Source organism: Massiliimicrobium timonense (genome assembly GCF_042850985.1).
Taxonomy (GTDB): domain Bacteria; phylum Bacillota_I; class Bacilli_A; order Erysipelotrichales; family Coprobacillaceae; genus Allocoprobacillus.
The window spans coordinates 2,435,358-2,448,790 of the sequence record NZ_AP031415.1; the positions used below are offsets into that span (position 1 = coordinate 2,435,358).

13 protein-coding genes and 9 tRNA genes are annotated in these 13,433 nt (G+C 31.6%); 15 read left to right on the forward strand and 7 right to left on the reverse strand.

The features are described from left to right. Window positions 1–146: 146 nt before the first annotated feature. Window positions 147–860 carry a MurR/RpiR family transcriptional regulator gene (locus ACGHJ8_RS12740; protein WP_211962889.1) on the reverse strand — a complete coding sequence of 238 codons (714 nt, stop codon included), beginning with the start codon at window positions 858–860 and terminating at the stop codon, window positions 147–149. A gap of 134 nt (window positions 861–994) precedes the next feature. Here ACGHJ8_RS12740 and ACGHJ8_RS12745 point away from each other — a divergent pair, with 134 nt between their 5' ends. Both ACGHJ8_RS12745 and ACGHJ8_RS12750 read left to right on the forward strand, forming a co-directional pair. After that, entirely contained in the window at window positions 995–1,384 is a 390-nt protein-coding gene (locus ACGHJ8_RS12745; RefSeq protein WP_390540755.1) for a hypothetical protein, read from the forward strand. 21 nt (window positions 1,385–1,405) lie between these two features. Then, entirely contained in the window at window positions 1,406–2,305 is a 900-nt protein-coding gene (locus ACGHJ8_RS12750) for a MurR/RpiR family transcriptional regulator (protein WP_390540757.1), read from the forward strand. Window positions 2,306–2,310: 5 nt separating this feature from the next. On the opposite strand, the gene ACGHJ8_RS12755 is transcribed toward ACGHJ8_RS12750, so the two are convergent. The 6 genes from ACGHJ8_RS12755 to ACGHJ8_RS12780 form a co-directional block, all read right to left on the reverse strand. After that, window positions 2,311–2,919: a DUF1349 domain-containing protein gene (locus ACGHJ8_RS12755; protein ID WP_390540759.1), complete on the reverse strand. Its 609-nt coding sequence runs from the start codon at window positions 2,917–2,919 to the stop codon at window positions 2,311–2,313. A gap of 23 nt (window positions 2,920–2,942) precedes the next feature. Further along, complete coding sequence (locus ACGHJ8_RS12760; RefSeq protein WP_390540761.1) at window positions 2,943–3,503, reverse strand: sugar O-acetyltransferase; 561 nt, start codon at window positions 3,501–3,503, stop codon at window positions 2,943–2,945. Window positions 3,504–3,619: 116 nt separating this feature from the next. Beyond that, entirely contained in the window at window positions 3,620–5,026 is a 1,407-nt protein-coding gene (locus tag ACGHJ8_RS12765) for a 6-phospho-beta-glucosidase (protein WP_211962876.1), read from the reverse strand. A 14-nt stretch (window positions 5,027–5,040) separates the two neighbouring features. After that, window positions 5,041–5,760, reverse strand: coding sequence for a glucosamine-6-phosphate deaminase (locus ACGHJ8_RS12770; RefSeq protein ID WP_087359385.1), 720 nt, complete (start codon window positions 5,758–5,760; stop codon window positions 5,041–5,043). Window positions 5,761–5,778: 18 nt separating this feature from the next. Next, a complete protein-coding gene (locus ACGHJ8_RS12775) occupies window positions 5,779–6,048 on the reverse strand; it encodes a hypothetical protein (protein ID WP_143746965.1) in 270 nt (89 codons plus the stop codon). 29 nt (window positions 6,049–6,077) lie between these two features. Next, complete coding sequence (locus ACGHJ8_RS12780; protein ID WP_087359381.1) at window positions 6,078–7,397, reverse strand: PTS sugar transporter subunit IIC; 1,320 nt, start codon at window positions 7,395–7,397, stop codon at window positions 6,078–6,080. Between the two features lie 254 nt (window positions 7,398–7,651). Here ACGHJ8_RS12780 and ACGHJ8_RS12785 point away from each other — a divergent pair, with 254 nt between their 5' ends. The 13 genes from ACGHJ8_RS12785 to ACGHJ8_RS12845 all read left to right on the forward strand — a co-directional run bounded on the left by ACGHJ8_RS12785 (window position 7,652) and on the right by ACGHJ8_RS12845 (window position 13,432). Next, window positions 7,652–8,347, forward strand: coding sequence for a response regulator transcription factor (locus ACGHJ8_RS12785; protein ID WP_390540764.1), 696 nt, complete (start codon window positions 7,652–7,654; stop codon window positions 8,345–8,347). Next, window positions 8,344–9,468 (forward strand): sensor histidine kinase, encoded by a 1,125-nt coding sequence (locus ACGHJ8_RS12790; protein WP_390540766.1) that lies wholly within the window; start codon window positions 8,344–8,346, stop codon window positions 9,466–9,468. The genes ACGHJ8_RS12785 and ACGHJ8_RS12790 overlap by 4 nt, the downstream gene beginning before the upstream one ends. 73 nt (window positions 9,469–9,541) lie before the next feature. After that, window positions 9,542–10,819, forward strand: coding sequence for an aminotransferase (locus ACGHJ8_RS12795; protein WP_390540769.1), 1,278 nt, complete (start codon window positions 9,542–9,544; stop codon window positions 10,817–10,819). Between the two features lie 117 nt (window positions 10,820–10,936). Then, window positions 10,937–11,012 (forward strand) — tRNA-Gln (locus ACGHJ8_RS12800). 4 nt (window positions 11,013–11,016) lie between these two features. Then, window positions 11,017–11,092, forward strand: a tRNA-Val gene (locus ACGHJ8_RS12805). Between the two features lie 7 nt (window positions 11,093–11,099). Beyond that, window positions 11,100–11,175, forward strand: a tRNA-Thr gene (locus tag ACGHJ8_RS12810). Between the two features lie 5 nt (window positions 11,176–11,180). Beyond that, window positions 11,181–11,264, forward strand: a tRNA-Tyr gene (locus ACGHJ8_RS12815). Window positions 11,265–11,271: 7 nt separating this feature from the next. Further along, a tRNA-Lys gene (locus ACGHJ8_RS12820) sits at window positions 11,272–11,347 on the forward strand. A 15-nt stretch (window positions 11,348–11,362) separates the two neighbouring features. Beyond that, a tRNA-Leu gene (locus ACGHJ8_RS12825) sits at window positions 11,363–11,451 on the forward strand. Between the two features lie 7 nt (window positions 11,452–11,458). Next, window positions 11,459–11,532, forward strand: a tRNA-Gly gene (locus tag ACGHJ8_RS12830). Between the two features lie 3 nt (window positions 11,533–11,535). Continuing rightward, window positions 11,536–11,611 (forward strand) — tRNA-Asn (locus ACGHJ8_RS12835). 7 nt (window positions 11,612–11,618) lie between these two features. Beyond that, a tRNA-Glu gene (locus ACGHJ8_RS12840) sits at window positions 11,619–11,694 on the forward strand. 109 nt (window positions 11,695–11,803) lie between these two features. Beyond that, window positions 11,804–13,432 carry an AAA family ATPase gene (locus tag ACGHJ8_RS12845; protein ID WP_390540771.1) on the forward strand — a complete coding sequence of 543 codons (1,629 nt, stop codon included), beginning with the start codon at window positions 11,804–11,806 and terminating at the stop codon, window positions 13,430–13,432. Window position 13,433: the final 1 nt, after the last annotated feature.

Sequence of the window (13,433 nt, forward strand, 5' to 3'; positions counted from 1 at the left end):
CTTATCTCAATTTTGACAGATAATTTGAAACCGGTTTCTTATCTACGTCAGCATTATAACAAACCCCTCTAAGCAAAAAAAGGGGTTTTCCCCATTCATCATTATCATTCATTTTTAACAAAAAATAACATTTTTGTAACAAAATGTTACACATCCATTGTCATTCCTACCAACTTTTCAATAATACACATTGCCGGTATTTGAGATGTTAATTCTCTATCATTAATACGATGTCGATTGATATAATAAGGAATCATAAGATGACTTAGTCTTGATAATGTATTATTTTCCGTAGCACTAATGCCTATAATATGACATCCACTTTCTTTACAGCCATGTAACATGCTGATTGTTTCCACCGTTTCTCCTGATACTGACAAAACAATCACCACACATTTTTCACCAGAAAATGTCATATTCGTATAAGGATCATGTATCGCAACAGATAATTTCCCATAGTTTGTAAAACATCTTGCTCCATAATCAGCCATAATTCCCGAATCACCAATACCAATAAACAACAATATATCTGCATTACCAATCATTGTCGTGGCTTCACTAAATTTTTCTCGATAAAAAGGACTATCCAACTTTTCGATACAATGAATGATTTCAGCAAAATCATATTTTTTTAAAAGTGTTTTTTCTCTTAATTCATTTTTAAAGACATATTTCAATTCTTTAAAGCCATCATATCCAAGCTTTTTACAAAAACGTAAAATAGATGCTGTAGATGTTGAAACACCATCTGCTAACTCACGAATACTCATATATGGGAATTCTAATTCATGGGTAATAATATACTCATAAATCTTCATTTCTAATGGATTAAACTGTTGAATCTGTTCCTTTGTAAACATTCTTATCACCTTTTTTATCATATCAAAATTCAAACTTTTCCAAAAGAAAAACATTACCTTTTCTATAATTTTATATTGTATTTATTATGCTTTTTGAATAAAATATTCTTATAAATATAAACAGGAGGCATATGATGCAGGTAGAAAGACTTAATTTAGAAACAAATGAAAAAGAAAAAGTGGATTGTATAGGTATTGTTCAATTTATTGGACATGATAAAAATGCTGATTTAACAGATGGAAAGAATTATTATGTGATTGGATTTCATCAACAATTATTAAAAGTTATTGATGATACACAGGATTATTATTACTATATTCCCTTTGATGCGAATGATATTGGTCAAAAAGAAGGCATTGTGAGTGGTTTTCATATTATTGAAGATCCTACTGGTCAAATTCATGAATTGTTTGCTTCTTATAAAAAGACTTTTGACTTAAAACAAAAGAAACGTTCTCAAAAACTTTCTCAACGTCTTATTCAATGGAAATTAAAAAAACTAGATGAAAAGGAATCAAAATAAACATTCTTTAAGAGGTCTATCATGTCATTATTTCAAAAATTAAAGGAAAGTCAAAAATTTACTCACAATGAACAAGCTGTCATTGATTTTATACTCAATAATCCTCAAGAAGTTATTAATTTAAGTGTTGATGAATTAGCTAAAGTCACTTATACATCTCCTTCGTGTATTGTCAGATTAACTAAAAAGTTGGGTGTGAAAGGTTATTCTGATTTTAAAATCAAATTCGCTTCAGAACTCAATTCTTTAATTCTCAATGAAAAACGCATTGAAATCAATATGCCTTTTGAACAAAATATCAAAGAAGAAGATATTCCTAAAAGATTTTATCAAATGTATCATCAAGTTATTGATGATGTTTATCATTCATTAGATATTCAACAATTAAAAAATATTGCTCATTTATTGTATCATTCTGATGCTATTACAGTATATGGTGTAGGTTCTTCACTATTAACTGCTCAGGATTTTGTTATGAAATGTCAAAAACTTAGGCTACCAATCTACTGCAATACTCAAATAGGTTTTGAAAATGTCCATCGTTTTAAAACATCTAAAAATCCTATTGCTTTTATTATCAGTAATAACGCTACGAGTACAAGAGTTAAAAATTGGGTATTTGAAAATATTCATTTGAATATTCCTGTTATTTTAGTGACTTCTAATGAAAATTCACCTTTAATCAAGCTTTGTAAATATGCTGTGATTTTAAAACATGGTGAAAATAACATTATCAAACAAGGGGCTTTTGCGTCTAAAATATCTATGACATTTTTATTAGATAATATCTATATGCTCATCTTTATGAAAGATTATGAAAACAATATTCATTATATTTATCACTTTGAAAACTCTGTTATCAAAGATCGACAAAATAGACGTCAATATGAATATAACCATCAAAAAGATCATCATAAGTGATCTTTTTATTTTTCATCTGGTTGTTGTCCATCATGTGCCAGCCATTGACATTCTCCCATCATCATATGAGTAAATGTCGCTTTGAATGATGAATTTTCTGGACTTGCTGCATATATACCAAATTGAATTTCATCTATAGCTTGATTCATATGACAAATACGCATTTGTTGAAAGACTTGACCATCATTTGAACACTCTATACAAAAATCATCTTCTCGTCTGCTTAAACGATACCACATAGACTTTATAGAAGCTGGAATAGATATCGTTGCCCAATCAGAATATCCATTATTTGTTACAACACTACCTAATCTTTGAAATGCTTCATTTTCATATTCAATAGAAGCCTTTAACCAATTTTCACTATCCAAATACATCACAATGCCACATTGATCAAAACGCTGATGACTCTCAAATTCAGTTTTAACTACAAATGAAAAGTATTTTTCTTTTGTTTTCATCTGTAAAACAGGAGCATTATCATTTCTAAAATGATAATAAGTCCTTTGCCATAAATCTGTATACGGCTTTGTAATCATTTCAATTTTATTCTCTTTTATATCATAGCTTTGAGGTTCTCTTGTCCACTTTAACTGACTTATATCAAATTCCATAGTTTTCTCCTTACTTATTTCTCTCATTGATTTATTGTTTTGATCACTCTCGCTGGAACTCCTGCAACAACTGAATTGTCTGGTATATCATTAACAACGATACTTCCAGCTCCTATCACGCAACCACTTCCAATCGTAACACCCGGTATGACACTGACATTCGCACCAAACCAGCAGTTATCCCCAACGACAATCGGTAATGCCTGTTCAAGACCATCATTACGTCTTTGATAATCAAGTGGATGTTTTGCAGTATAGAAACCACATGAAGGTCCAATAAAAACGTGATTGCCTATAGTTATCTTAGCTCCATCCATAAAATAACAATTATAATTGACAAAAACATACTCACCAAATTGTATATGCTTTCCATAATCACATTGAAAAGGTGCAACAATCTCTAAGCTCTTTGGTAAATAACCTAAAATCTGTTCCATAATCTTATTCTTTTGTTCAAAACAACTTGGTTTTGTTAAATTATATTCATGACATAAATCAAAGCACTGATACCTTTTTTTAACGAGTTCTTCATCATAATTGGCATCATACCATAACCCCTGTTTCATCTTTTCTAATTCTATCATATCTTTCATTCTTCCTTTCTGTATTTGCTAATATAAGTATTATAACGATTATCACATTATTATACAATACACTTAAAAACACACCTTATGGAATGATTCCAATAAGGTGTGTCATCTTATAATCCTTGTTCAGTTAATTCTCTTGCGACATCATCTTTAATCGTGATACCTTCTGCTTCAAGCTCGGCAATCTTATCAGCAAATTGTGGTAAATATTTTTTATGGGCAATCAATAATTCATCCATAATACGTTTCCCTGTTGTTCCAGACATCACTTGTGGATTTAAAGTGAATGCTTGAAGCAATAAATTATAATCACCAGTCACGGCAGCTTCTTCTACACAAAGTTCCATATTTTTCATACATTGCAACCATCCTCTTTGAGCAGGATGTAATGGTCCAAAGGCAATCGCTCTTGCTCCTGTGGCTCCAATAAATGAAGACACTTCTACTGTACAATCAGCTGGTAAATCTGGCACTGCTCCATTATTTCTTGTAGATACAACAATATGTGTGTTTTTATTCGCATAGATAGAAGCAATTGTTTCACAGGCAGCATCACTATAATGTGTTCCACCACGTTTTGTTAATTGTTCTGGTTTATAATTTAAATTTGGATCTTTATATAATTCAAATAACTCTGCTTCTGTTTTCTTAACTTGTTGACCTCTTGTTCCAACATTGACATCATGATATTCTTCTAAAGAATGTTTCAACATTTCTTCTTGACGATAATAATATCTATGATATCCACATGGAATCATTTGCATTTGATCTAATTGTTCTTTAAAGAACTTCACATTAAAGATATTCTTTGGTGTTCCATCATCAACATCTGGATCATAGATGGCATCAATAATTTTTTGTGTAATATCATTTCCTGTTGCATTATCAAAGACTTTATGCCAATGGAAATGATTCAATCCAGCAAACTTATATGTTAATTCATCCAATGTTTTATGAATCATTTGTGGTTCTTTCATCATTGCTCCTACAGGAACATTACATAATCCAATCACTTTATCCCATTTTCCGTATCTCATGACAGCTTCAGTAACCATTCCACTTGGATTTGTAAAGTTAATTAACCATGCATCTGGACATAATTCTTTCATATCTTCTACAATATCTAAAATCACTGGAATTGTTCTCAAAGCTTTAAACATACCTCCAGCTCCATTGGTTTCTTGTCCTAACATTCCATATGATAAAGGAATTCTTTCATCTTTAATACGCGCATTTAATAATCCAACTCTAAATTGAGTTGTCACAAAATCAGCATCTTTTAATGCTTCTCTACGGTTTAAAGTTAAATGCACTTTGACATCATAAGGTGAAGCATCCCACATACGTTGAGCCATTGCTCCAACAATTTCAAGTTTTTCTTTTCCATCTTCAATATCAACTAACCAAATTTCTCTAATAGGAAGTTCATCATATCTTTTAATGAATCCTTCCATTAATTCTGGTGTATAGCTACTTCCTCCACCAATTGTAACAATTTTTACAGGTTTCTTTTCCATGTTTTTCTCCTTTATTAATATCTTTTATAATCTTCTGGATTTAATAATGATGCAGCATCCTTATCAGCAATAATCGTAAAGTTTGGATGTAATTTTAAAATTGTTGATGGTAATTCATCAGTAATTGGTGAATCTAAAACTTGTTTTAAGATTTCGGCCTTTTCTTTACCATTAACAATCATCACAAGATGTTTAACACGCATTAAACTCTTTGGTCCCATTGTATAAACATAAGGGATATTGTCACGAGGTCGATATGTTTCATTGACTGCAACTTGATCGTCACGTAAAATCTTATAAGTATAACTATCCATTGGTGTACAGCGAGGACAATTACTACAGAAATGTCCATCCCATCCTAAACCAATGACCATCACATCTAAACCTCCACCATTTCTAATTTCTTCATCATATGTATCCCAGTTATCTTCTGTTACACAATGAATTTGAGAATCAGGAATATTGGCAGGTGTATAAAATAATTCATGCATTTCTTCCCAGATGGGACCATGTTCTTGTCCTATATAAGGTCCATCATCAAAAATATAATATTGAATATCTTTGAATTTCTCCTGATCTTTAACATAAGGAATCATCATTTCATACATTTTTCTTGGTGAACGTCCAGAAGTCAATGAAATATTGACACGTTTATCTTGCATCATAGCACCTAAGACAATATGCATACAGCTTTCGCTCATTTTTTCTTCATTTTCTTCAATAATTAATTTCATATTCTTTACCCTTTCTATTTAAAATATATGAATGAATTGATTAATCATACAAATAATATAAACAATACCAACTATTAACCATACTATTTTTTGTTGATATAAAAATTCATTATTTTCATCAAATAATCGATATAGCCCATAAGGTGTGAAAAGGAAAATCCATAAATATGTCCACATTTTCTTTTTTGTAAAACCATTGAATTTTTCTTCTTCAATAGAACGTCGATTCATTCTTTTACGAATTTGAATAATATTTTTCTGTGTTTCTGTTAATTCTACTTTACTCATGTCTTTTCCTTTTCCTTTCATTTTTATTTTTAAGCTTGATTTTCTTCCATTTGTGCCTGTTTATTAGAAATCAAAACAAATGGAGTATAAATAACAACTGATAAAGCCACACAAATAATTTGTGTAATTGCTGTACCAATATGTCCACCGGTTGCTAAAAATCCCATAATACCTACTGGTGTTGTCCAAGGGACTTGGAATGAAATCACTTGTGCAAATCCAATCACTGTCATCCAATAAGCAAATGTTGCTGAAATCACTGGAGCAAACATAAATGGAATAGCTAAAATTGGGTTTAAGACAATTGGTAAACCAAATGTCATTGTTTCATTGATATTGAAGATTGCTGGAGCAATTGATAATTTTGCAATTGTACGATAATCATCTCGTTTAGAGAATAACAAGATAGCAATCAATAAACCACCAGTAATCCCGGCACCTGTAATAATTGTAAAACAACTAATAAATCCAGTATTTAAAATATTTGTAGGTTCAATTCCTTTTAAAACTGCATCGGTATTTTCAGTTAAAGCTAATAACATTGGTGCTGAATAGATAGCCCCTAAAGTCTGTGTACCATGAATACCAACAACCCATAGTAATGTAGATACCCAGAACAATAACAAATAACCTGGCAAACCAGTTAAAACACCTGTGAGTGGTGCTTGAATCCATTTTGCAATAGCATCATAGAATGAATATCCAAATACTTCATTAAATAATAATCCAATACCTGAAATAATAAAGATAGTCACAACACCCGGAATCAATACATTAAATGCATTAGCAACATTACTTGGTACCGTTTCTGGTAAAGAAATCTTCATCTTTCCACCTTTAACTAGTCTAATATATATTTCTCCAGAAAGGATACTTGAAATCATTGCCATAAATAATCCTTGTGCATTTGTATACTGTACTGCCAATACATCAGCAACATCAAAAGAAATTCCCTGATCATTTGTCACAACCATTGTTGTGGCACATAATGTAATATAACAAGATAATGCTACCAATGGTAAAGTCATATCTTGTTGCATTCCATATTGTTTTCCTAGTTCAATCGCAATCAAGACAACTAAACCAATTGTTAAGAAGTTTAATGTTGCATAATATGCAGCATCAAACATTGGATTTAAGTTTTCTAACCAGCTAAATATCTCAAAGTTAGCTAAACTAATCCCCTGTTCATTTGGTGTACAAATAACACTTGTAAATAAAACGCTAAATGCTCCACAAATCGTAATTGGCAATAACGCTGTAAAAGCATTTCTAATCGCTGACATATAACGATTTGTCTGCAATTTTTCTGCTACTTTTAAAATAGCTTCCATTAATTTGTCTGTCATATTATTTTCCTCCTCTTCCTTTTGAGCCTATTGTATTGATTTTTGATACCGCTTTCAATATTATGGAAATTCATTGGAACTTTCTTTCAATCTTTTTTGCTTTTTGATGATTTTCTTAAAACTTTCTGACTTTTTTATTTTATTTTATGAAAAACAAAATGAAATGTTCAGTATCATTAAAACATTTTTTTCTTTAGAAAAAAGATTGTTGTTTCTATAAATTTCTATATAATATGTTTAGGAGGCGATAAGACATGAATACACCTCATATACTCGTTGTAGATGATGAAAAAGAAATTACTGATTTAATTGAAATTTATTTAACACAAGAAGGATATCAAGTGGAAAAAAGATATAATGCTTTCACTTTGATGAATGATATTTTAGAGTATCATATTGATCTTGTTATTTTGGATATTATGATGCCTGAAATTGACGGAATACATGCTTTAAAAATGATTCGTGAAAAATATAATGTGCCTGTTATTATTGTTTCAGCCAAAACTGCTGATACTGATAAAATTGAAGGACTATTGACAGGTGCCGATGATTATGTCAGTAAACCATTTAATGCTATGGAACTGGTTGCCAGAGTCAAATCACAGCTTCGTCGCTATCAAGTTTTTAATAAGCCTATCAATCATTCTTCACATTTGATTGAAGCAACAGATTTAATTATTGATACACAAAAGAAATTAGTAACACTGGATGGAAAACCTTTAGCTCTTACAAGAATTGAATATGAAATTCTTGTCTTGTTGGCTAGTCAACCGGGAACAGTCTTTTCTATTGAAGATATTTTTGAAAAAATCTGGCATATGAAATCAAATAATTCTAATAATACAATTATGGTCCATATTAGAAAACTAAGAGAAAAAATAGAAAGGCAACCAAGAAATCCTCGACACATTAAAACTGTCTGGGGCGTAGGTTATAAATTCGAACTATGATTCAAAAGATTCAACGATTACTTATCAGTAGTTTTCGATGGCGTTTATTTATCAATATTATTGTTGCTTATTTTATTGCTTTTCTATGTGATCTGGCATTAATGATTATCCTACAACATACCAATATATTTCATTTATCTTATGAATGGTTATACATTCTGGCTTTCTTTATTTCATTACTTATCTTTTTAGTGACCTTTTCAGATTTAATGAATATCACACTTAAATACATTGATGTTTTAAGTGGAACAATTCAAAGAGTCACAGCTGGTGATTATGAAGTTGAAGCACCAATTAAATACGATGATGAACTTGGTTTACTAGCGGCTAATATCAATGCCTTAGCCAAGACTTTAAGTGATAAAGAAAAAGAAAGTGAGATTCTTAAAGAAAATGAACGTATGGCTTATGATGCTGAAAGAAATGCTGAAAAACAAAAAAATGATTTAATTACAAATGTTGCTCACGATTTAAGAACACCACTGACAACCATTGTTGGTTATCTGGAACTGATTAAAAATAATCAGCAACTGACAAAAGAAGAAATTCAAAAATATTCTAGTGTGGCTTATGAAAAATCCAAAAGATTACAAAGCATGATGGATGATTTATTTGAATTTACTAGCCTAGATCAAGCGAATGTGAAAATTCATATGACAACAATCAATATTAGTGAGCTGGTTTTACAGATTGTTGATGAATTTTATCCTACTTTTCAAGAATATCATATCATTCCAGAAGTCAAGACAAGTCAAAATAACCTTTTTATTAAAGGTGATGGACAATTAATCGCAAGAGTCTTTGATAATTTATTATCTAATGCTGTAAAATATGGTAAGGATGGTAAAAAGATTAAAATTGAAGTTTTGAATGATGATGAAACAGTAACTATTAAGATTATGAATTATGGCAATCCTATTGATAGTGCTGATTTACCATATATTTTTGATAAATTTTATCGTAGTGATGCCTCACGTTCTTCATCAACGGGTGGAACAGGTCTAGGTTTAGCGATTGCTAAAAACATCATCCAAATTCATAATGGAGAAATCTTTGCGACAAGTCATAAAGACCAAACAACCTTTGTTGTAATCTTACATCGTTTACATATGAGTGAATAAAAGATTTTCATCAAATAAAGATTGCATTTTATATAATGAAAAGATACAATGACTTCAAAGTGAGGGAGAGAAAATGAAAGCATATCAAGACATGAATCAAGAAGAATTAAAAACTTTACATCAAGAATTATTAAAACAATATCAAGCAATGAAAGATTTACATTTACAATTAAACATGGCACGTGGAAAACCTGACTTTTCACAAATTCAACTTTCTATGCCCATGTTAGATACTATTAATAGTCATTATGATTTTTCAAATCAAAAAGATTATTGTAATTATGGTATTTTGGATGGTATCAATGAAGCAAAACAGTTTTTTGCAAATATGTTAATGACGACATCTGAACATATTATTGTCTATGGAAATTCCAGTTTAACAATTATGTTTGATCAGATCAGTCGTGGTTATACTCATGGTTATTTAGGAAATACCCCTTGGTGTCGTTTAGACAAGATTAAATTTTTATGTCCTGTTCCTGGCTATGATCGTCATTTTGCGATTACAGAACATTTTGGTTTTGAAATGATTCCCATTCCAATGGATGAAAATGGACCAGATATGGACTTAGTAGAAAAATATGTTCAAGAAGATGAAACAGTGAAAGGAATCTGGTGTGTTCCTCAATATTCCAATCCTTCTGGTATTACATATTCAGATAAAGTCGTTGATCGATTCGCTCATTTAAAACCAGCTGCGAAAGATTTTCGTATTTTTTGGGATAATGCTTATGTTGTTCATCATTTATATGCAGATAAACAAAGTCATGTTAAAGATATTTTAAAGGCTTGTAAAGATGCTGGAAATCCAGATATGGTCTTTGAATTCTGCTCAACATCTAAAGTAACTTTTCCAGGTGCTGGTGTAGCTGCTATGGCTACTTCACTCAACAACAAAAAAGATAGTTTAAAACATATGAGTATTCAGTCAATTGGACATGATAAATTGAATCAGTTAAGACATGCTCAATATTTTCATAATGTTGAAAGTTTAACACAACATATGGAAAAACAGGCAGATGTTTTAAAACCTAAGTTCGAAATGGTTATTGATATTTTTAATAGAGAGTTAGCTGATTTAAAAATAGGGAAATGGACAAAACCATTAGGTGGTTATTTTATCACTTTTGAAGCTCTAGAAGATTGTGCTAAAAATATTGTACAAAAATGTAAAGAAGCAGGTGTGATTTTAACAAATGCTGGAGCAACTTTCCCTTATGGTCATGATCCCCATGATTCCATTATCAGAATTGCTCCTTCATATCCACCTTTAGATGAATTAAAACAGGCAACAGAACTCTTTGTCTTATGTGTAAAACTTGTAAGTATTGAAAAATTATTAGAAAACTAAGATGAATCCAATGGTTCATCTTTTTTCCTTTTATAAATGAAATATGAAAAAAATTAAATTTTCGCTTAAAAAATATTGACTATACTCCAAAAAATTGATATATTAAATAAGCACTGTTGGGATATAGCCAAGCGGTAAGGCAACAGACTTTGACTCTGTCATTGCGCTGGTTCGAATCCAGCTATCCCAGCCATGTTGGAGGTTTAGCTCAGTTGGGAGAGCATCTGCCTTACAAGCAGAGGGTCAGCGGTTCGAGCCCGTTAACCTCCACCATTTATTTGCCGGCTTAGCTCAATTGGTAGAGCAACTGACTTGTAATCAGTAGGTTGAGGGTTCAAGTCCTTTAGCCGGCACCATATACGGGGAGGTAGCGAAGTGGCTAAACGCGGCTGACTGTAACTCAGTTCCTTTCGGTTCGGTGGTTCGAATCCGCCCCTCCCCACCATTCTTTTGACCCGCTAGCTCAGTAGGTAGAGCATCTGACTTTTAATCAGAGGGTCAGGCGTTCGAGTCGCCTGCGGGTCACCATTCATAAACATATATGCCCAGGTGGCGAAATTGGTAGACGCACAGGACTTAAAATCCTGCGGACCTTAAAATCCGTGCCGGTTCGACTCCGGCCCTGGGCACCATTCTTTTGCGGGTGTAGTTCAATGGTAGAACTTCAGCCTTCCAAGCTGACTACGTGGGTTCGATTCCCATCACCCGCTCCATACGCTTGAATAGCTCAGTTGGTAGAGCAATCGGCTGTTAACCGATCGGTCGTAGGTTCGAGTCCTACTTCAAGCGCCATTTTTATGGCCTGTTGGAGAAACGGTTAACTCACATGCCTTTCACGCATGCATTCACGGGTTCGAATCCCGTACAGGTCACCATATGAAAATAAAGCGATCGTCAGATCGTTTTTTTATTTATATAAGCAGATGATTTGTGATATAGTCTATTCATGTTATAATATGTATCAAGAAAAGGAGCCGATAAAATATGATACTTGACGAACTCAAACAATATAAACCTTATTCCATTTCCCCTGGTTATCATAGCGAGCATATTCTTTATGGAGAAAAACTGACATTGGATTATATTGATGGAACAACCTATACTTATGAATACGAAACTGCTAAAGCCATCATGGGTCTTGTACATAGTCAATACAACAATGATCAGGTCTATCTTTTTACTCATGAACATTCATTATTATTTCAAATTATTCACAATAACCAAAAAGAAGCGTATTTAGAATATTCTTTACAAGATCAACGTTTCATTATAGCAAGTGCCTATGAAAAAAGCGATAGTTTATATCGTTTATTACTCGTTGCAATCAACTACATATATAATCAATACCAAACAGAAACATTTCAAGATATTTATGAAAACTGGCGTCACATTGATATGAGCCAACATCATCATGCTAATGAATGGGATGCAAATCACTATAAATACGTTTTAAACATTGCTAAAAGATTGATTCAAATATTAAAAGATATTCTTCAACTTCAAGATTGTTTTTTATCTTTACATTATGATTCTGTTGAAGAATTATTAAACCATCTTCATATGACATTTAATACCCAATCTTTAACCCCTATCTTTTTATTTCAAGAAGACCCTCAACACTTATTATTAGATTTACAATCAAAACAACAAATCTATCAGTCATTATCTTCTTCATCCTATACTATATTAGATGCAACCCCTCTCTATTCAACACAAGAAAGAATGAAATTACCATTATTTCTTCAAGAATCAATTAAAGATAATGAACGTTTGTATATGCAAAATCGTCATTTTTTAGATCAAAATGACTTTGATTTAATTAAATCTTTTCAAAGAGGAAAAACATGGTCATGTTTATATTATGGTCCTTCTGGAACTGGTAAAACAACAAAATTACTCTGTGTTGCTGGAGCATTAGGATTACCAAGTTTAAAAATGGTCGGAAGTCGTTCTATTGATGAATCAACTTTATTTGGTAAATATGTCTTAAGAAATGGTGAAACTGTTTTTGAATATGGTCCTTTAAGTTTAATGATGAAATATGGTGGTATGTTTATTTTTGATGAAATCAATATGGTTGATAGTGACATTATTTCATCATTAAATGATGTTTTAGATGGTACAAAGCAAAAGATTTTAGACAATGGAGAAATCATTCATGCTCATCCACTCTTTAGATTTGGTGAAAGCATGAATATTGGTTATGCAGGAACAAATGAAATGAATCTTTCTCATAAATCACGTATTCAAAATAAAATAAAAATCAGTCAATTACCTATCGACAAAATGTCACATATTATTGTAAAAGAAACAGGAATTGATGATACAACCGCAACAAAAATGGCATCATTACTTGATGCTTTCCATAATGTTATTATGAATGAAGGTAATGAAACAACACAAAGAATTGACTTAAGAACATTGTTGAACTGGGCTAATAAAACTGTTGATTTAGATGGTGATGTGATTCGTGCAAGTCTGGTCACAATTATTTCAGAATTAGCTGAAGAAGATGATGAAATCTTAAACTTAGAAGATGCTCGTCAAATTCTTGCGACAAATGGGCCTGCTGCTTCTGTCATGTCACTCATTGTTCATGAATTTGTTGAATAAT

Coding starts and splice junctions, on each gene's coding strand:
- ACGHJ8_RS12740 (WP_211962889.1), bottom strand. CDS start 860: ATGTTTACAAAGGAACAGATTCAACAGTTTAATCCATTAGAAATGAAG.
- ACGHJ8_RS12745 (WP_390540755.1), top strand. CDS start 995: ATGCAGGTAGAAAGACTTAATTTAGAAACAAATGAAAAAGAAAAAGTG.
- ACGHJ8_RS12750 (WP_390540757.1), top strand. CDS start 1,406: ATGTCATTATTTCAAAAATTAAAGGAAAGTCAAAAATTTACTCACAAT.
- ACGHJ8_RS12755 (WP_390540759.1), bottom strand. CDS start 2,919: ATGGAATTTGATATAAGTCAGTTAAAGTGGACAAGAGAACCTCAAAGC.
- ACGHJ8_RS12760 (WP_390540761.1), bottom strand. CDS start 3,503: ATGATAGAATTAGAAAAGATGAAACAGGGGTTATGGTATGATGCCAAT.
- ACGHJ8_RS12765 (WP_211962876.1), bottom strand. CDS start 5,026: ATGGAAAAGAAACCTGTAAAAATTGTTACAATTGGTGGAGGAAGTAGC.
- ACGHJ8_RS12770 (WP_087359385.1), bottom strand. CDS start 5,760: ATGAAATTAATTATTGAAGAAAATGAAGAAAAAATGAGCGAAAGCTGT.
- ACGHJ8_RS12775 (WP_143746965.1), bottom strand. CDS start 6,048: ATGAGTAAAGTAGAATTAACAGAAACACAGAAAAATATTATTCAAATT.
- ACGHJ8_RS12780 (WP_087359381.1), bottom strand. CDS start 7,397: ATGACAGACAAATTAATGGAAGCTATTTTAAAAGTAGCAGAAAAATTG.
- ACGHJ8_RS12785 (WP_390540764.1), top strand. CDS start 7,652: ATGAATACACCTCATATACTCGTTGTAGATGATGAAAAAGAAATTACT.
- ACGHJ8_RS12790 (WP_390540766.1), top strand. CDS start 8,344: ATGATTCAAAAGATTCAACGATTACTTATCAGTAGTTTTCGATGGCGT.
- ACGHJ8_RS12795 (WP_390540769.1), top strand. CDS start 9,542: ATGAAAGCATATCAAGACATGAATCAAGAAGAATTAAAAACTTTACAT.
- ACGHJ8_RS12845 (WP_390540771.1), top strand. CDS start 11,804: ATGATACTTGACGAACTCAAACAATATAAACCTTATTCCATTTCCCCT.